The following is a 14,795-nucleotide window of genomic DNA, read 5'->3' as shown; positions in this document are numbered from 1 at the left end:
CGTGGAATGATCCCGGATGGCATCCGGGCTACGCGAGTTCGAGGCGTTCTGGCACACTGCGCGGCATGCCTCGTCCGACCTGCTCACGCTGCCAGCGCCCGCTTGGCCATTGCCTCTGTCCGCTGATTCCCGACCTCGAGAGTCGTACTCGTGTGCTCATCCTGCAGCACCCGAGCGAAGTCGGCCATGCCCTCAATACCGCTCGTCTGGCTGCGCTTGGGCTGCGCAATGCCGAGTTGCGCGTCGGTGAGGTATTCGCTGATCTGCCGCAACTGCTCGCGCAGCCTGATTATCGAGCCTGCCTGCTGTTTCCAGGTGAAGAGGCTGTCGCCCTGACAGGCTACGCGCCCAGCGACAAAGCGCTGCTGTTGGTGGTGCCCGACGGCACCTGGCGCAAGGCGCGCAAGCTGTTGCACCTCAATCCGTCGCTGGCGGCATTGCCGCGAGTCAGCCTGAGTGCTGCTGCGCCGTCGCGCTATCGCCTGCGCAAGGCGCCCGCAGAAGGGGCGCTGTCGACCATCGAAGCGATCGTTGCCGCGCTGGATGTGCTGGAGGCGCCGCAGGGGTTCGATGCATTGCTGCGGCCCTTCGATGCGTTGATCGAAGGCCAGATTGCGGCGATGGGGGAAGAGGTGTTCATCCGCAATCACCAGCGCTAGGGCGGTGCGCACGGCGCACCCTAGGGTATCGCTTCGGCCTTGTAGCCCGGATGCAATCCGGGGCGGTTCTGCGTCTCGACAACCCGTCCCGGACTTCATCCGGGCCACGCAACGGGCATGGCACGTATTCAACGCTCGCGCATGGCTTCCGAACGGGCCTTGAGCACGGGCTTGAGCAGGTAGGCCAGTACGCTCTTCTCGCCGGTGATGATGTCCACCGTGGCGACCATGCCGGGGATGATCAGCAGTGGCTGTTCCTCGCTACCGAGGTGGCTTTTGTCGGTGCGCACCTGGATCAGGTAGAAGCTGTTGCCTTCCTCGTCGGTGATGGTGTCGGCGCTGATCAGTTCGAGGTTGGCCTTGAGTCCGCCGTAGATGGTGTAGTCGTAGGCAGTGAACTTGACCATGGCTTTCTGGCCCGGATGCAGGAAGGCCACGTCCTGCGGGCGGACCTTGGCCTCGATCAGCAGGCTGTCGTCCAGCGGCACGATCTCCAGCATGTCGCTGCCCGGCTGCACCACGCCGCCGATGGTGTTGACCTTGAGCTGCTTGATCACCCCACGCACTGGCGAGGTGACGGTGGTACGGGTCACCTTGTCCTGGATGGCAACGCTGGTGGCGGTGATCTTCTTCAGTTCGGTGCGTAATTCGTTGAGCTCCTTGAAGGCCTCGGCGCGAAATGCCAGCTCGGACTCCTCCATCTTGCTCCTGATCTCGCTCATCGCCGCTTCGGCGCGCGGGATGGCCAGGTTGGTAGCCTCCAGTGAGCCGCGCACTTCCACCACGCTGCGGCGCAGGCGCAATACTTCGACCTCGGAGATGGCGCCCGAGGCCACCAGCGGCTGCGACATGTTCAGCTCCTGCTGCAAAAGGCCGAGGCTGGAGCGATATTGCTGGGCCTTGGAGCGAAATTCGGCAAGTTCCTGCTCCTTCTGCCGCAGTTGCTCGCCCAAGGTGCGTTGTTCGCTGCGCAGACGTTGCTGGCGCGAGCGGTACAGGGCCAATTGGTCTTCGGCCAGCTGTGGCGCGTCGCGGGTGATTTCCTCGGGCAGCTGCGGTTCGCGCCCTTCGGCCTCTGCGCTCAGCCGTTCGAGACGGGCGATGAGCGCCAGCCGATCCGCTTCGGTTTCCCCGCGATTGGAGAGAAAACGCGTGTCATCCAGCCGCAGCAGGGTATCGCCCTTGTCCACCACCTGGCCTTCACGCACGAAGATCTCACTGACGATGCCGCCCTCCAGGTTCTGGATCACCTGCACCTTGCTCGACGGGATGGCTTTGCCTTCGCCGGTGGTGACCTCTTCCAGCACGGCGAAATTCGCCCAGACCAGCGCTGCCAGCAGGCAGGCGCTGACCACCCAGATCGTGGCGCGGCTGAGCCAGGGCGAGTCCTCCAGGATGGCACCTTCGACTTCCGGCATGAACTCGGTGTCCTGACGTTTCTCGCGCAGGCTGCTGAAGTAGTTGCCGAGGCTCTGGGTCGCTTGCATCGCTCGTCGCTCCTACAGGCTGGCCGGGCCGACGCGGCCCTTGCGCAAGGCTTCGATCACCGCTTCCTTCGGCCCGTCCGCCACCACATGGCCGTTGTCCAGCACGGCCAGGCGATCCACCAGGCTGAGCATGGAGGCGCGATGGGTGATGAGGATCAGCGTCTTGCCCTGCACCCACTTGTGCAGGCGCTGGCGCAGCAGGTCTTCGCTGGTGTTGTCCATGGCGCTGGTGGGTTCGTCGAGCACCAGGATCGGCGGGTCGAGCAACAGTGCGCGGGCCAGCAACACGGCCTGGCGCTGGCCACCGGAGAGCAACTGGCCGCGTTCGCCCACCGGGCGTTCGAAACCCTGCGGATGCTGGCGCGCCAGGTCCACCACGCCGGTCAGCTCGGCGACTTCGAGCATGCGCGCGTCGCTGATGTAACGGGCGCCGAGGGTCAGGTTGTCGCGCAGGCTGCCGGCCAGCAGTGGCAGATCGTGGGCGACGTAGCCGATCTGGTGGCGCAGGTCGGCGACGTCGAGCTGACGCAGGTCGAGGTTGTCGAGCAGGATCTGCCCTTCGTCGGCACTGTAGAAGGCCATCAGTAGCCGCGCCAGAGTGCTCTTGCCCGAGCCGCTGCGACCGATGATGCCGAGGCGCTCGCCAGCGCCCAGGCGCAGGCTGACGTTGGTCAGCGCCGGTGCGCTCTGCTCGGGGTAGGTGAAGCTGATTTGCCGGATTTCCAGGGCGCCCTTGAGCTGGGTGCGATCCAGCGGCCGCTGCTTGTCCTGACGCTCCTGCGGCAGGGCCATCAGGGCATCGGTGCTGGTCATGGTCAGGCGCGCCTGCTGGTAGCGGGTGATCAGCCCGGCGATCTGTCCCAGTGGGGCGAGGATGCGGCTGCCGAGCATGTAGCAGGCCACCAGGGCACCGACGCTGAGGTTGCCGGCGATGATCAGATAGACCCCGGCGACGATGGTGGCCATGCCGGCGAACTGCTGCAGGAACAGGGTGCCATTGGTGGCCAGCGAGGCGAGGAATTTTGCATGGCCGTCCAGACGGGTGAGGGCGCCATGGGTTTGTTCCCACTGGTGCTGGCGCTCGCTTTCGGCACCACAGGCCTTGAGCGTCTCCAGACCGCCGAGGGTCTCGATCAGCAGCGCCTGGCGTTGCGCGCCGAGCTGCAGACTCTTCTGCACGGTATCGCGCAGGCGAATCTGGATGAGGTAGGCGAACAACGCGGTGATCGGGAAGGCCAGCAGCGGGATGAATACCAGTGGCCCGCCGATCAGCCCGATCACCAGCAGCATCAATAGGGAGAAAGGCAGGTCGATCAGGCTGGTCAGCGTGACCGCAGTGAGAAAATCGCGCAGTCCCTGGAAGTCATGGATGCTTTGCGCGAAGCCGCCCACAGTCGCCGGTCGCGCCTTCATCGACATGCCGGTGATGCGCTCGAACAGGGTGGCCGACAGCACCACATCGGTCTTCTTGCCTGCGGTATCCAGCAGGTGTGCGCGCAGCACCTTGAGCAGCAGTTCGAAGCCGGTGCCGATAAACAGACCAATGGCCAACACCCAGAGCGTCGCGGTCGCCTGGTTGGGCACCACGCGGTCGTAGGTCTGCATCACGAACAGCGGCACCATCAGGCCCAGCAGGTTGATCAGCAGGCTGGCCAGGACGGCATCGGTGTAGAGCCAGCGCGACAGCTTGAGGGTGTCGCGGAACCAGGCCTCGATGCGTGGCACCAGCGGTGTGCGGGCCTCTTCCAGCTGATGTCGCGGGCGGGCGAAAAAGGCTCGGCCGCTGTACTCGGCGGCCAGTTGTTCACGGCTGACCCATTGTTCGCCGCCATCGGTCTCGCAGGGCAGGATCTGCGCCTGCTGCTTCGGCCCCCACTGGCGCAGAACCGCACAGCGCCCGTCCTTGAGCAGCAGCAGGACGGGCAGGTTGAGGGCGGAAATGCTGGCAAGGTCGCGCTGCAGCAGACGCCCCTGCAACCCGGCCCGTGCCGCAGCACGCGGCAGCAGGTCGGGGCTCATGCGTTGCTCCGGCATGGGCAGGCCGGCACTGAGGGTGCCACGGCTGGCCGAGCAGCCGTGTAGTCGGCAGAGGATCAGCAAGCCATCGAGCAGCGGATCGTCGTGGCTGAGTCGCGGGTCACTGGCCGCCCCTGGCAGTTCCATGGTGGTCAATTTCTACTACTCCTCAACCGGTACTACTTCATATCCGGCAAACGCGCCTCGCTCTTCACTTCAGTGAGGGCTACAGCTTCTGCAGGGACCACGACCTGTTGCTGGCGCAGCAGATCACCCATTGCCGCAACGACGCGGTACATCGAGAACTCTTCGCCGTAGCGCACTTCGGTGTAACGGCGGTTGGCGGTGAACAGCTCGTTTTCGCTGTCGAGCAGGTCGAGCAAGGTGCGTTGACCCAGGCTGAACTGCTGCTGATAGGCTTCGCGAACCCGCGAGGTGTAGTCCGCGTAATCACGTGCCTTGGGGGTTTGCAGACGCGCGTTCTCCATGGCGTTCCAGGCCAGCGAGAGGTTCTCGTTGAGCACGCGCAGCGCGTTGTTGCGGACGTCCATCGACTCGTTGATCTGGTGCGCAGCCGACTGCAGCCGGGCCTTGTCGCGCATGCCGTTGAACAGGTTGTAGTTCATCACCACCGCCGCTCGCCAGCTGTTGTAGTGACCCTCATCGCCCTGCACGTTGTCATCGGCCGAGGTCGCCAGCTCCAGATCGAAGCGCGGGTAGAAGGGCGACTTGGCGACCTCGTACTGCTTCTCGGCGGCGTGGACGTCAGCCTGCGCTGATTTCAGGAACGGGTTGTTGTCCATCACGGTCTGCCGCGCGGCGAGCAGGTCGGCGGGCATGCCGCCTTTGATCGAAGCCGGGCTTTCCAACTGATCCGGCAGGCGGCCCACGGCGCTGAAGAAGTTGGCTTCGGCATCGGCCAGGTTGACCTCTTCGGTGTAGAGGTTGTTCTGCGCCAGTGCCAGACGCGCTTCGGACTGGTCCAGGTCGGCAGTGCTGCCAACGCCCTGGCGGCTGCGCAAACCGATCTGATCGTTGATGCGCTGGTGCGCCTGCAGGTTGTTGCGGGCCAGGGTGACCATCTCGCGACGCATCAGCACATCGAGGTACACCTCGACGGTGCGCAGGGCCAGGCTTTCGGAGGTGCCGAGCAGGCGATAGGCTCGTGAGTTCACCACGGCCTCGGTGCGCGCCACTTCATTGGGCGTGTTGAAGCCGTCGAAGAGCATCTGTCTCAGTCGAAGTTCGGCATCACGGTAGTTGAGTGTCTCCTTGTTGTGATCGCCCAGTGCGCGGGTACTGGGGCTGTCCGTCTGCTCGCGACCGTAGCCGACCAACAGGTCGACTGTGGGGAGATATCCCCCTTTCGCGAATTTCACGTCCTCATCCGATGAGAGTCGACTATTGGCGGCTGCGTGGATCTCCGGGTGATTGTCCAGCGTGCTTTGAATCGCTTCCGAGAGATTCATGGCTTGCGCCTGGCTGCAAACAGTCGCCAAAAGCATGGCGCTCCATAGCGGGGTCAAGGTGCGCATTGGCGTTTCTCCTGACTGAAGTTCTTATCCTGTCGCCATAAAAATGGCGTTTTTGCCTGTAAAACCGTTTCAGGCTTGTAACATCAGAGCTAAGAACAACTTTTGGAGAACCTAAGATGTTTTTTTCACAACCCATATTCAGAAAAAATCTTATGAACTCTGCGAAAAGCAGCACATTGTTTAGACCTGTGAGCTGCGCAAACCCTCATTTTCCGTGGGTTACGCAGCTGAAATGGGTTGTCAGGCATCAAAGGGCGGGGATTCATCTGATGGAGTAGTTCGACGCAGGTTGTAGTGACATTTTTTTGTCAGTAGCGTTTTTGGGATTTTGCGCCGTTCCATTTCAATCAGCTGTCTGGGGTTTCTCCTCGGCTTCGAAAAGGTGTTCTGACCCTTTCGGTAGGTACGTGTCGGCGGTGGTCGGCAGCCGTAGTGAGGATGGAATCATGGCTACTCTTATTGGTGTCGTCAGTCAGGTTGTCGGCGAAGTGTTCGCGGTAGCGAGCGACGGATCGCGCCGGCCGATCAGTGAAGGAGACCGGGTCTACGCGGGCGAGCAACTGGTAACCGGCGCCTCCGGCGCGGTGGCCATTGCCATGAGCAACGGCCAGCAACTGACGCTGGGGCGCGACAGCAGCATGACGCTCGACGCGCAGATGCTTGCCGCCAGTCCCGACGCGCAGACTCCGACGGCCGATGCGCCGCCCCCCGCTCCCAGCGACAGCGACCTGACCGACGTCGAGCGACTGCAGGCGGCGATCGAGGCCGGCGTCGACCCGACCCTCGAGGGTGAAGCCACCGCCGCCGGCCCGGGTGCGGGTGGTGGTGGTGGTGGTGGTGGTGCAGGCGGCGTCGGTGGCGGCCACTCCTTCGTGCTGCTCGGCGAGGTCGGCGGCGCACTCGACCCCGTGATAGGTTTCCCTACCGAAGGGCTCAGCACCGGTCCCGAATTCCCCGATGGCGAGCCGCTTGTCGATCCTGATGAGGTGGTGGTGCCCGAGGTCCTCGAAGTCGACGGTGCCCCTAGCGGGGGCGAGGCTATCAATGCAGTCGACGAGGAGGGTTTGTCAGGCGGCATCGCCGGCGGACCCAATGATCTTCCCGGTGAGGCTGCTTCGGTATTCGGTATTCTGGGCTACAGCTTTGGTCCTGACGGCCCGGGTGGATTCACCTGGAGTACGGCAGGGCTGTCTGGGTTGGGGATGACTTCGGGGGGCGTACCGCTTAGCTACGAGGTGAGTCTGGATGGACTGACGTTGATGGCTTTCGCTGGTGATCAGGAGGTCTTCAGGCTCGAAGTCACCGACCTGTTGGCCGGTACTTACACATTTGAACTGCTGGCCGCACTGGATCACGAGCCGCCGCTGCCCGGAGGCCGCGACGAGAACGACCTCTTCCTTACCTTCACCTACAGCATTACGGACGGCAACGGCACCCCTGCGACCGGCAACCTGAGCATCATGGTGGACGATGACAGTCCCGAACTGGTCGAAAGCGAAGGTGAGCCTCCGGTCGTCGGAGGCCTGGTGCATGAGGATGCCCTGGTCAGTATCGGTAACGCCGAACCCGGCAACCTGCCCGCGCAAACCCATCAGCTCATGGGTGATCCGGGGGCGCTGGATGTGCTGGTCAACTTCGGGGCTGATGGGCGCGGGGGCTTCCAGCTGAGTACCGACCCTGAGGCGCTGACTGACTTGCAGGCGTTGGCCCTGACCTCGGCTACCGAACCGTTGGTCTATTCAGTTGCGGTCTCGGAAGATGGCAGCACGAGCACACTGACAGCGACTGCGGGTGGCGTGCCGGTATTCACCTTGGTCGTGACCAGCGATGGTGGGTATGTATTCACCTTGTCGGGGCCGATCGATCATCCACGCAAGGACGGAGATGACAGCGAACTGTTGGGCGACAAGGACCTCGCGTTGGACTTCTCCAAGCTGCTGATCGCCACCGACTACGACGGCGACGCAGTACCAGGTAGCTTCAACCCTGGCAGTTTCGTGATCGACGTGGAAGACGACGTACCGGTGTTGGTGGAAGATGGTTGCCAACACTGCCTGACCATCACCTATCAGGGCGGTGATGCGTCATACCTCAACAGCTATGGCTATTACATCAAAGGTCCGGATGGTGAGCCAATCAGCGGTCAGATCATCTGGGGCGACACCAGCGGCTTGACAGAGGGCGACTCGATCACCCTTCACGGGCTCGACCCGAGTGAGGTTGGTTTCTTCATCATTCCCAATGGGGGCTTGAACGGCGCTGCCAGCAATACCGAGGTAACCTTTCAGATCGTGGAGGGGCAGTGGCAAGCCTTCATCGGCGATACAGAAATCAATGGGGCCGGTGGTGCTGATGTATTGTTCGACAACCCTGCGCTGAACCCCGCTGGCAAATCCCATGTCGAGGACAACGCCGCACCGGGCAACCAGAACTGGGAAGACGTCAACGACGGCAACAGCGACAACGACTACAACGATGTGAACATCCAGGTGGCATGGACCACCAAGGCGCCCGTCGGCGGCACCGTGCATGAAGACCAATTGGACACACCTTATCCAGGTAACCCTGAAGCAGGTCAGCGCCTGCTGATCAGTACGGAGGGTGGCGCTGGTAGTTTGATGGCGCTGGTGTCCTTCGGGGCTGACGGCCCGGGAGCATTCGGCCTGGTAGGCAGTGAAACGGTGGCAGAGGTACTGGGTGCCCAGGGCCTGACTTCTGGCGGTGAGCCGATGCTCTACAGCATCAGCACGACCACGGACCCTGACGGCAACCCGATTAGCACATTAACCGCGACGGCTGTCGCAGAAGTTGGCGGCTACCCGGTATTCACCCTGATAATCAACGCCGATGGCAGTTTCAGCTTCGAGTTGCAAGGACCCATCGATCATCCGAGCGATGATGGCGACGATAACGAGCTATGGTCGAGCGAAGGCGGCATCGGCCTCGACTTCACTCACCTGTTCACCGCTACTGATGGCGACGGCGACCCGCTACAGCTGCCTGAAGGCGCGAAAGGCCTGTTCGTCATCAAGATTCAGGATGACGTGCCGTTGCCGGCCCAGCCCAATCCGCAACAGCCGGTGGTCAGTGGGCTGGTGCACGAAGATGCCTTGGGTAATGGCAATGCCGAGCCCGGTAGCGAGCCTGAGCAGACCCGCACGGTTGAAGGTGATATCGGCGCATTGGATGTACTGGTCAACTTCGGCGCCGATGGTCGTGGTGGTTTCCACCTGAGTCAGGAGCCCGGTGCGCTGTCTGGACTGCAGACACTTGCCTTGAGCTCCGGTGGTGTTGCGCTGTTTTACGTCGTGTCTACGGATGGCACCACGCTCACCGCTACGGCTGGTGAAGGTGGCAGCGAGGTCTTCCGCCTCGAGGTGAATAGCGATGGCAGCTACCTGTTTACACTCAAGGGCGCGTTGGACCACGAGGAGGAGGACGGTATCGACTCCGAAACCCTTGGTGACAACAGCCTGGAGCTGGATTTCTCTGGTGTGCTGGTAGCCACCGATGGCGATGGTGATCCGATTGCCGATGGTTTTGCCAGCGCCAGCTTCGTCATCGACGTCGAGGATGATGTGCCGACCTTGAAGCCTGTCGATCCGCAGCAGCTTGCGCTCGGCGGTACGGTGCACGAAGACCTTTTGACCAGCCCGAACGCCGGCAACCCGGATGGCGGCACTCAAACACTGGTAGTCAGCACTGAGGGTGGTGCCGGAACATTGGCTTCGCTGGTCTCTTTCGGCGCGGATGGCCCCGGTGCATTCGGGTTGGTCAACAGCGGCGACGCTGCTGCGTTACTTGACGCTCAGGGGTTGACCTCGGGCGGAGACAACCTGGTGTATGAGGTGGTTGAAACCCGTGTCGACGGCAAATTGGTCAGCACCACATTGACAGCGGTTTCCGCCGACAGCCTGGGCAATTACCCTGTTTTCGAGCTGAGGGTGAATGCCGATGGCAGCTTCCACTTCGAGCTGCAGGGACCGATAGACCACCCCGAGCAGAGCGACAACGACGGTGAACTGTGGTCTTCCGATGGCGTATTCGGTATTGACTTCACTCAGCTGTTCACCGCCACCGATGGTGACGGTGACCCGCTGCAGCAGCCGGAGGGTACCACTGGCCTGTTCGTCATCAATATCGAAGACGATGTGCCTGAGTTGGTGGTCAGCGAGCCGGACTACTGCCTGACCCTGACCTACAAGGGCGGTGACGCCTCCTACGTCAACAGCTATGGCTACTACATCAAAGGTGAGGATGGCACGCCGCTCAGCGGCAAGGTCATCTGGGCCGATACCACTGACCTGACTGACGGTGACTCGGTGGTCCTGATGGGGCTCGACCCCAGCCAGGTCGGCTTCTTCATCATCCCCGATGGTGCAGCGAATAACATTGCTGACGGCACTGAGGTGTCCTTCGCGCCGGTCGATGGCCAGTGGCAGGCGTTCGTAGGAGCTACCCCGCTCTCCGGTGCGGGCGGTGCCAACGTCGTGTTCAGCGACCCGGCGCTCAACCCGGGCGATAAACAGCATGTGCTGGACAACGGCGCAGCGGGCAATCAGAACTGGGAGGATATCAACGTCGGCGGTGACAACGACTACAACGACGTCAACATCCAGGCCACCTGGACGGTCAAGACGCCTGCACCCGTAGGCGGCACGGTACACGAGGACAAGCTGACCGATCCCCATCAGGGCAACCCGGATGGTCCTGGCCAGACGCTGATGATCAGCACTGCGACGGGCGCGGCCAGTTTGCTCTCACTGGTGGCCTTCGGCGCCGATGGGCCCGGTGATTTCAGCCTGGTGGAGGAGGGTAGCGCCGCCGAGTTGTTGAACGCTCAGGGACTGACGTCCGGCGGTGAGCCGCTCGACTATCAGGTCACCCAGGAACTCGATGACGACGGCAATCTGGTCAGCACCACGCTTACTGCGACGGCCACGGTTGCAGGCGGTTATCCGGTATTTGAACTGGTGGTGAAGGCCAACGGCGACTTCAGCTTCGAACTGCAGGGGCCAATCGACCATCCGCTGAAAAATGGTGACGACAACGAGCTCTGGTCGTCGGACGGTGCCTTTGGCATCGACTTCACCCAGTTGCTGGCGATCACCGATGGCGATGGCGACCCGCTGCAGATACCGCAGGGGGCTGGCGGTCTGTTCGTCATCAACGTGCAGGACGACGTGCCAACCCTGGCCGAGAAGGACTGTGGCTGCGATCCCAAGAACATCGATCATGGCATTTCCCATGTGCTGTTCCTGGTCGACACCGGCGACGGCACCAAGGCGGTCAAGATCGAATACCCCGGCGGGAGTGACATCAAGGATCCGAGCCACCCGCAAGGTTACGTCGCCTGGGTCGAGCAGGCCTATGGCGGCACCGTCGAGGCCTATTACATCAAGGCCGGCACCCAGTTCTACGATGGCGATGGTGACGTCATCAAGCCAGTAGATCTAGGCCTGGGCAACTACCTGGTTGGTGGCAACAGCGCCTTCGGTGGGCCGGCGGTGATCGAGGCGACGAGGCCGCAGTATCAGACCGTGGACGAGAATTGCGCGCCAACCCTCGACCACCTGGTACACGAGGATCAGCTCAGCGCGCCCTATCTCGGCAATCCCGAGGCCGGCCAGACACTGGTGGCCGAAGGCAGTGCCGGCACGCTGCATGCGCTGGTCGATTTCGGCGCCGATGGGCCGGGGAACTTCAGCCTGACCGGCGATGTGACTTCGATGCTGACGCAGCAGCTCAGCTCCGGTGGCGTCGAGCTGAGCTACCGGGTCGAGTACGAATGGGATGGCGAGCAACTGGTCAGTTCCACCCTGATCGGTGAGGTGGCGGGTGTCGAAGGCTATCCGGTATTCAGCTTCGAGGTGGGTGCTGACGGCAGTTATCGCTTCGAGCTCAAAGGTCCGCTGGACCATCCGCTGGGTGATGGCGACGATAACGAGACCCTGGGTACGGCAGGGCAGCCCATCGATTTCTCCAAGATGCTGCAGGCGACCGATGGCGACGGCGATCCGCTACCCGCCGGCTTCCCGGCAGGGACGCTGGTGGTCGACGTGCAGGATGACGTGCCCATTGCCGCCAGCGACAAGCCCGACTGCATCGTCCAGGCCGCGCCACCGCTGGTGAACCTGACCCTGGTACTGGACGTCTCGTTAAGCATGGCCGGTCCCAAGCTGGAATCCCTCAAGCAAGCGGTGATCGACCTGGCCCAGGGTTATGCCGGTCTCTCTGCCCCGGTACACGTCAACCTGATCACCTTCAACTCGGGCGCTGCGGAAATCGGCGACTTCACCTTCAGTTCAGTGGGTGATCCGGGTTACACGGCTCTGCTCACGGCGGTCGAGGGTCTTGCCGTCAGTGGTTTCACCAACTACGAGCAGGCCCTGAGCGTGGCCAAGACTCAGATCACCAACGACGTCAGCGCTCCGGGTGCCGATCCGGCGCAGCAGCACAAGCTGTACTTCATTTCCGATGGTGAGCCTACCGTCGGAGCGCAGGGCGCGACGCTGACCACCTGGATCGCCAACAACTGGACGAACTTCATCGGCAACGTCGATGTTGATAACAACAGCGCCACCAATAGCTTTACCGCGCACTCCGTGGGTGTCAGTTTCACGGGTTCTTTCATGGGGCAGATCGCCAGTGATGGTTCGGTGATCAGCAGCGAGCCTGACAGCCTGTCCGCAACTCTGCTGGACCTGGCCGACCTGGGCGGCAGCGTCTCTGGTGACGTTCTGGTCAACGACAGCCTGGGCGCCGACGGTCTGGGGCGTATCGAATCAGTCAGCGTCGATGGCCAGACTTTCAGCCTCAATGAAGCCGGCGACGGCATCGAGGTGAGCGGGGCTGGTCCTGTCGCCTGGGGCTTCGATGCCGCGACCGCTGAGCTGACGCTCACCACCGCAACCGGGACGCTGAAGATTCATCTGGATGGCGACGATATCGGGCAGTTCGACTTCTCCGCACAAGGCAACCTGAACTTCGGCCCCAGTGGGCAACTGACGCAGAGCTTCACCTACGTGGTGAGCGATGGCGATGGCGACCACGCTACGGCCGATCTGGATATCTGCATCCGCGGCGACCAGTCGGTGCTGGTGGTCGGCAGCAACGCCGACGACACACCGAACTCCAGTGTGCCCCATCATGTGCCCAGTCAGTACGACGATGGCAAAGGGGCTATCGAAGGGACCTTCGGCAATGACGTGCTGGTTGGCGATCTGGGTGGTGCCAAGCCTCCGGTGGTCAAGCCGGCGGAGAATTACAACATTGCCTTGATCCTCGATCGTTCCGGCAGCATGGCGGACAATCCGGATGGCCCGGGGGGATACAGCAGCCGGCTGGGGTTGCTCAAGGATGCGGTCAATGCCTTTGTCGGCAAGCTGGGCACTCACACGGGGCAGATCAACATCGCGCTGATCTCCTTCTCGTCCAGCTCCAGCCTGTTGCTCAGCGGTACCCTGACGCAGATCCAGACGGCCCTGGCAGCGCCTAACAACGTGCTGATGGCGCTGACTGCTTCCGGGGCCACCAACTACGAGGCGGCGATGAAGCAGGCCAATGCCTGGTTCGATGGGGTGGAGGCCAACGACTACAACAACCTCGCCTACTTCCTGACCGATGGCGACCCGACCACTTATAACAATGACAACGGCAACAGCGGCAGCACGGTGAACTACCGCGACGTCAACCGGGCTCTGGATGATGCGACGACGTTGATGGATCGCGCCGAGGTGCATGCCATCGGCATCGGTACCGGGGTCAACAGCAATGTGCTGCGTTTCTTCGATAATACTGACGAGATAGGAAAAGGCTCGTTGTCCTTTGGTGGTAACACCGTTGACGGTGCGGTAGGCGAGCCGCAGATCGTGACCACGCCGAGCCAGCTTTTCGCGGTACTCGACCCTGGCAGCGTCACCGATGGTGGCTACGCCAGCCTGGGCGATGACCACCTGGTAGCCGGTGCAAGTGACGACTACCTGTTCGGTGACTCGCTCAATACCCTGTGGGTAGACGCCAGCAAGGCGCCGGGTTATCAGGTGCTGGTCGATCACCTGACGGCGCTCAATTCCGGGGTGGCCCCGACTCAGGCGCAGATCATGAGCTTCGTTCGCGCCAATGCGGAAAAACTGGGCGCTTCGGTCGATGGTGTCGGTGGCGACGATGTACTCGAGGGCGGCGCCGGCAACGACTGGCTGTTCGGCCAGGGCGGCGATGACACCCTGATCGGCGGCACCGGCAATGACGTGCTGTTCGGCGGCAGCGGCAAGGACACCTTTGTCTGGAATGCTGGCGACCGAGACGGCAACTACCACGATGTCGTGAAGGACTTCGGCCTGGGCGACAAGCTGGATCTGTCCGATCTGTTGGTGGGTGTGAGCGACTCCGGCGACGCCAATGTGCTGGATGACTATCTGAGCTTCAGCTTCACGGCCACCAATACAGTGATCAGTGTTTCCAGCTCCGGCAACGTGGCTGACACCTCCACCATCGATCAGACCATCACCCTGGAGAACACCTTGCTTGGCGGCGGTATGGGCAATGCTGCTGACATAATCGATGACATGTTGACCAGCCAGCAGTTGGTCGCCTGAGCTGCGCGGGAGGCCGTCAGCGCTGCGCTGGCGGTCTCTCGGGCAAAGGGAAATGCTTGTCAGAGTTTCCTTAGTTGGAGCACTCAACTAGAGTAAGCCCGCTACCCGTTCCGAGTAGCGGGCTTTTTTATGGCGTTTGCTGGAGGCAGCGATGGTCTATGTACAGCGCGACGCGGCCGGGCGTTTGTTGCGAGTCGAACATGAGCCCTTCGAGGGTATGACGGAGAACCTGGCTGTCGAGAGCGAGGAGCTACACAGCTGGCTCGAGGCCAAGGAAGAGGTCAAGGCGCGCCTGGACAGCCTGAAACAGTCTGACCTGGAGCTGGTGCGCGTACTGGAAGACGTGGTCAGCGTGCTGGTCGAACGAGGTGTTATCCGCTACACCGACCTGCCCGAGGCCGCGCGACAGAAGCTCGACCAGCGTGCCATCGCCCGTGCCGAGATCGAGGGCCTCAGCGGCCTGCTTGGTGACGACGAGCACGATCTGGTTTAGCACCACGC

6 protein-coding genes are annotated in these 14,795 nt (G+C 62.3%); 3 read left to right on the top strand and 3 right to left on the bottom strand.

The features are described 5' to 3' along the window. The first annotated feature begins 65 nt into the window (after window positions 1–65). A complete protein-coding gene (locus ACN0X6_RS19120; protein ID WP_417706373.1) occupies window positions 66–659 on the top strand; it encodes a tRNA-uridine aminocarboxypropyltransferase in 594 nt (197 codons plus the stop codon). Between the two features lie 128 nt (window positions 660–787). Here the strand turns inward: ACN0X6_RS19120 and ACN0X6_RS19115 are convergent, their stop codons facing one another. Genes ACN0X6_RS19115 through ACN0X6_RS19105 form a run of 3 tightly spaced genes read right to left on the bottom strand, consistent with a single transcriptional unit; the run spans window position 788 to window position 5,697 of the window. Next, window positions 788–2,146 carry an HlyD family type I secretion periplasmic adaptor subunit gene (locus tag ACN0X6_RS19115; protein ID WP_417706371.1) on the bottom strand — a complete coding sequence of 453 codons (1,359 nt, stop codon included), beginning with the start codon at window positions 2,144–2,146 and terminating at the stop codon, window positions 788–790. Between the two features lie 12 nt (window positions 2,147–2,158). After that, window positions 2,159–4,309 (bottom strand): type I secretion system permease/ATPase, encoded by a 2,151-nt coding sequence (locus ACN0X6_RS19110; RefSeq protein WP_417706399.1) that lies wholly within the window; start codon window positions 4,307–4,309, stop codon window positions 2,159–2,161. A gap of 32 nt (window positions 4,310–4,341) precedes the next feature. Then, window positions 4,342–5,697, bottom strand: a complete 1,356-nt coding sequence (locus tag ACN0X6_RS19105; protein ID WP_417706370.1) for a TolC family outer membrane protein — start codon at window positions 5,695–5,697, stop codon at window positions 4,342–4,344. Window positions 5,698–6,143: 446 nt separating this feature from the next. Here ACN0X6_RS19105 and ACN0X6_RS19100 point away from each other — a divergent pair, with 446 nt between their 5' ends. Then, the gene (locus ACN0X6_RS19100) at window positions 6,144–14,294 is read left to right on the top strand and encodes a retention module-containing protein (RefSeq protein WP_417706369.1); all 8,151 of its coding nucleotides are present in this window, start codon (window positions 6,144–6,146) and stop codon (window positions 14,292–14,294) included. A 151-nt stretch (window positions 14,295–14,445) separates the two neighbouring features. After that, window positions 14,446–14,787: a tryptophan synthase subunit beta gene (locus ACN0X6_RS19095; RefSeq protein ID WP_079784014.1), complete on the top strand. Its 342-nt coding sequence runs from the start codon at window positions 14,446–14,448 to the stop codon at window positions 14,785–14,787. The last annotated feature ends 8 nt before the right edge of the window (window positions 14,788–14,795 follow it).

Origin of the sequence: Pseudomonas sp., from assembly GCF_048269965.1 — a bacterium.
Classification (GTDB): domain Bacteria; phylum Pseudomonadota; class Gammaproteobacteria; order Pseudomonadales; family Pseudomonadaceae; genus Aquipseudomonas.
Note: the sequence above shows the minus strand (reverse complement) of the source record. Positions and strands in the feature narration are given on the sequence as shown.

What these genes read in the sequence shown, in the direction of transcription:
- ACN0X6_RS19120 (WP_417706373.1), top strand. Translation starts at nt 66, where the DNA reads ATGCCTCGTCCGACCTGCTCACGCTGCCAGCGCCCGCTTGGCCATTGC.
- ACN0X6_RS19115 (WP_417706371.1), bottom strand. Translation starts at nt 2,146, where the DNA reads ATGCAAGCGACCCAGAGCCTCGGCAACTACTTCAGCAGCCTGCGCGAG.
- ACN0X6_RS19110 (WP_417706399.1), bottom strand. Translation starts at nt 4,309, where the DNA reads ATGGAACTGCCAGGGGCGGCCAGTGACCCGCGACTCAGCCACGACGAT.
- ACN0X6_RS19105 (WP_417706370.1), bottom strand. Translation starts at nt 5,697, where the DNA reads ATGCGCACCTTGACCCCGCTATGGAGCGCCATGCTTTTGGCGACTGTT.
- ACN0X6_RS19100 (WP_417706369.1), top strand. Translation starts at nt 6,144, where the DNA reads ATGGCTACTCTTATTGGTGTCGTCAGTCAGGTTGTCGGCGAAGTGTTC.
- ACN0X6_RS19095 (WP_079784014.1), top strand. Translation starts at nt 14,446, where the DNA reads ATGGTCTATGTACAGCGCGACGCGGCCGGGCGTTTGTTGCGAGTCGAA.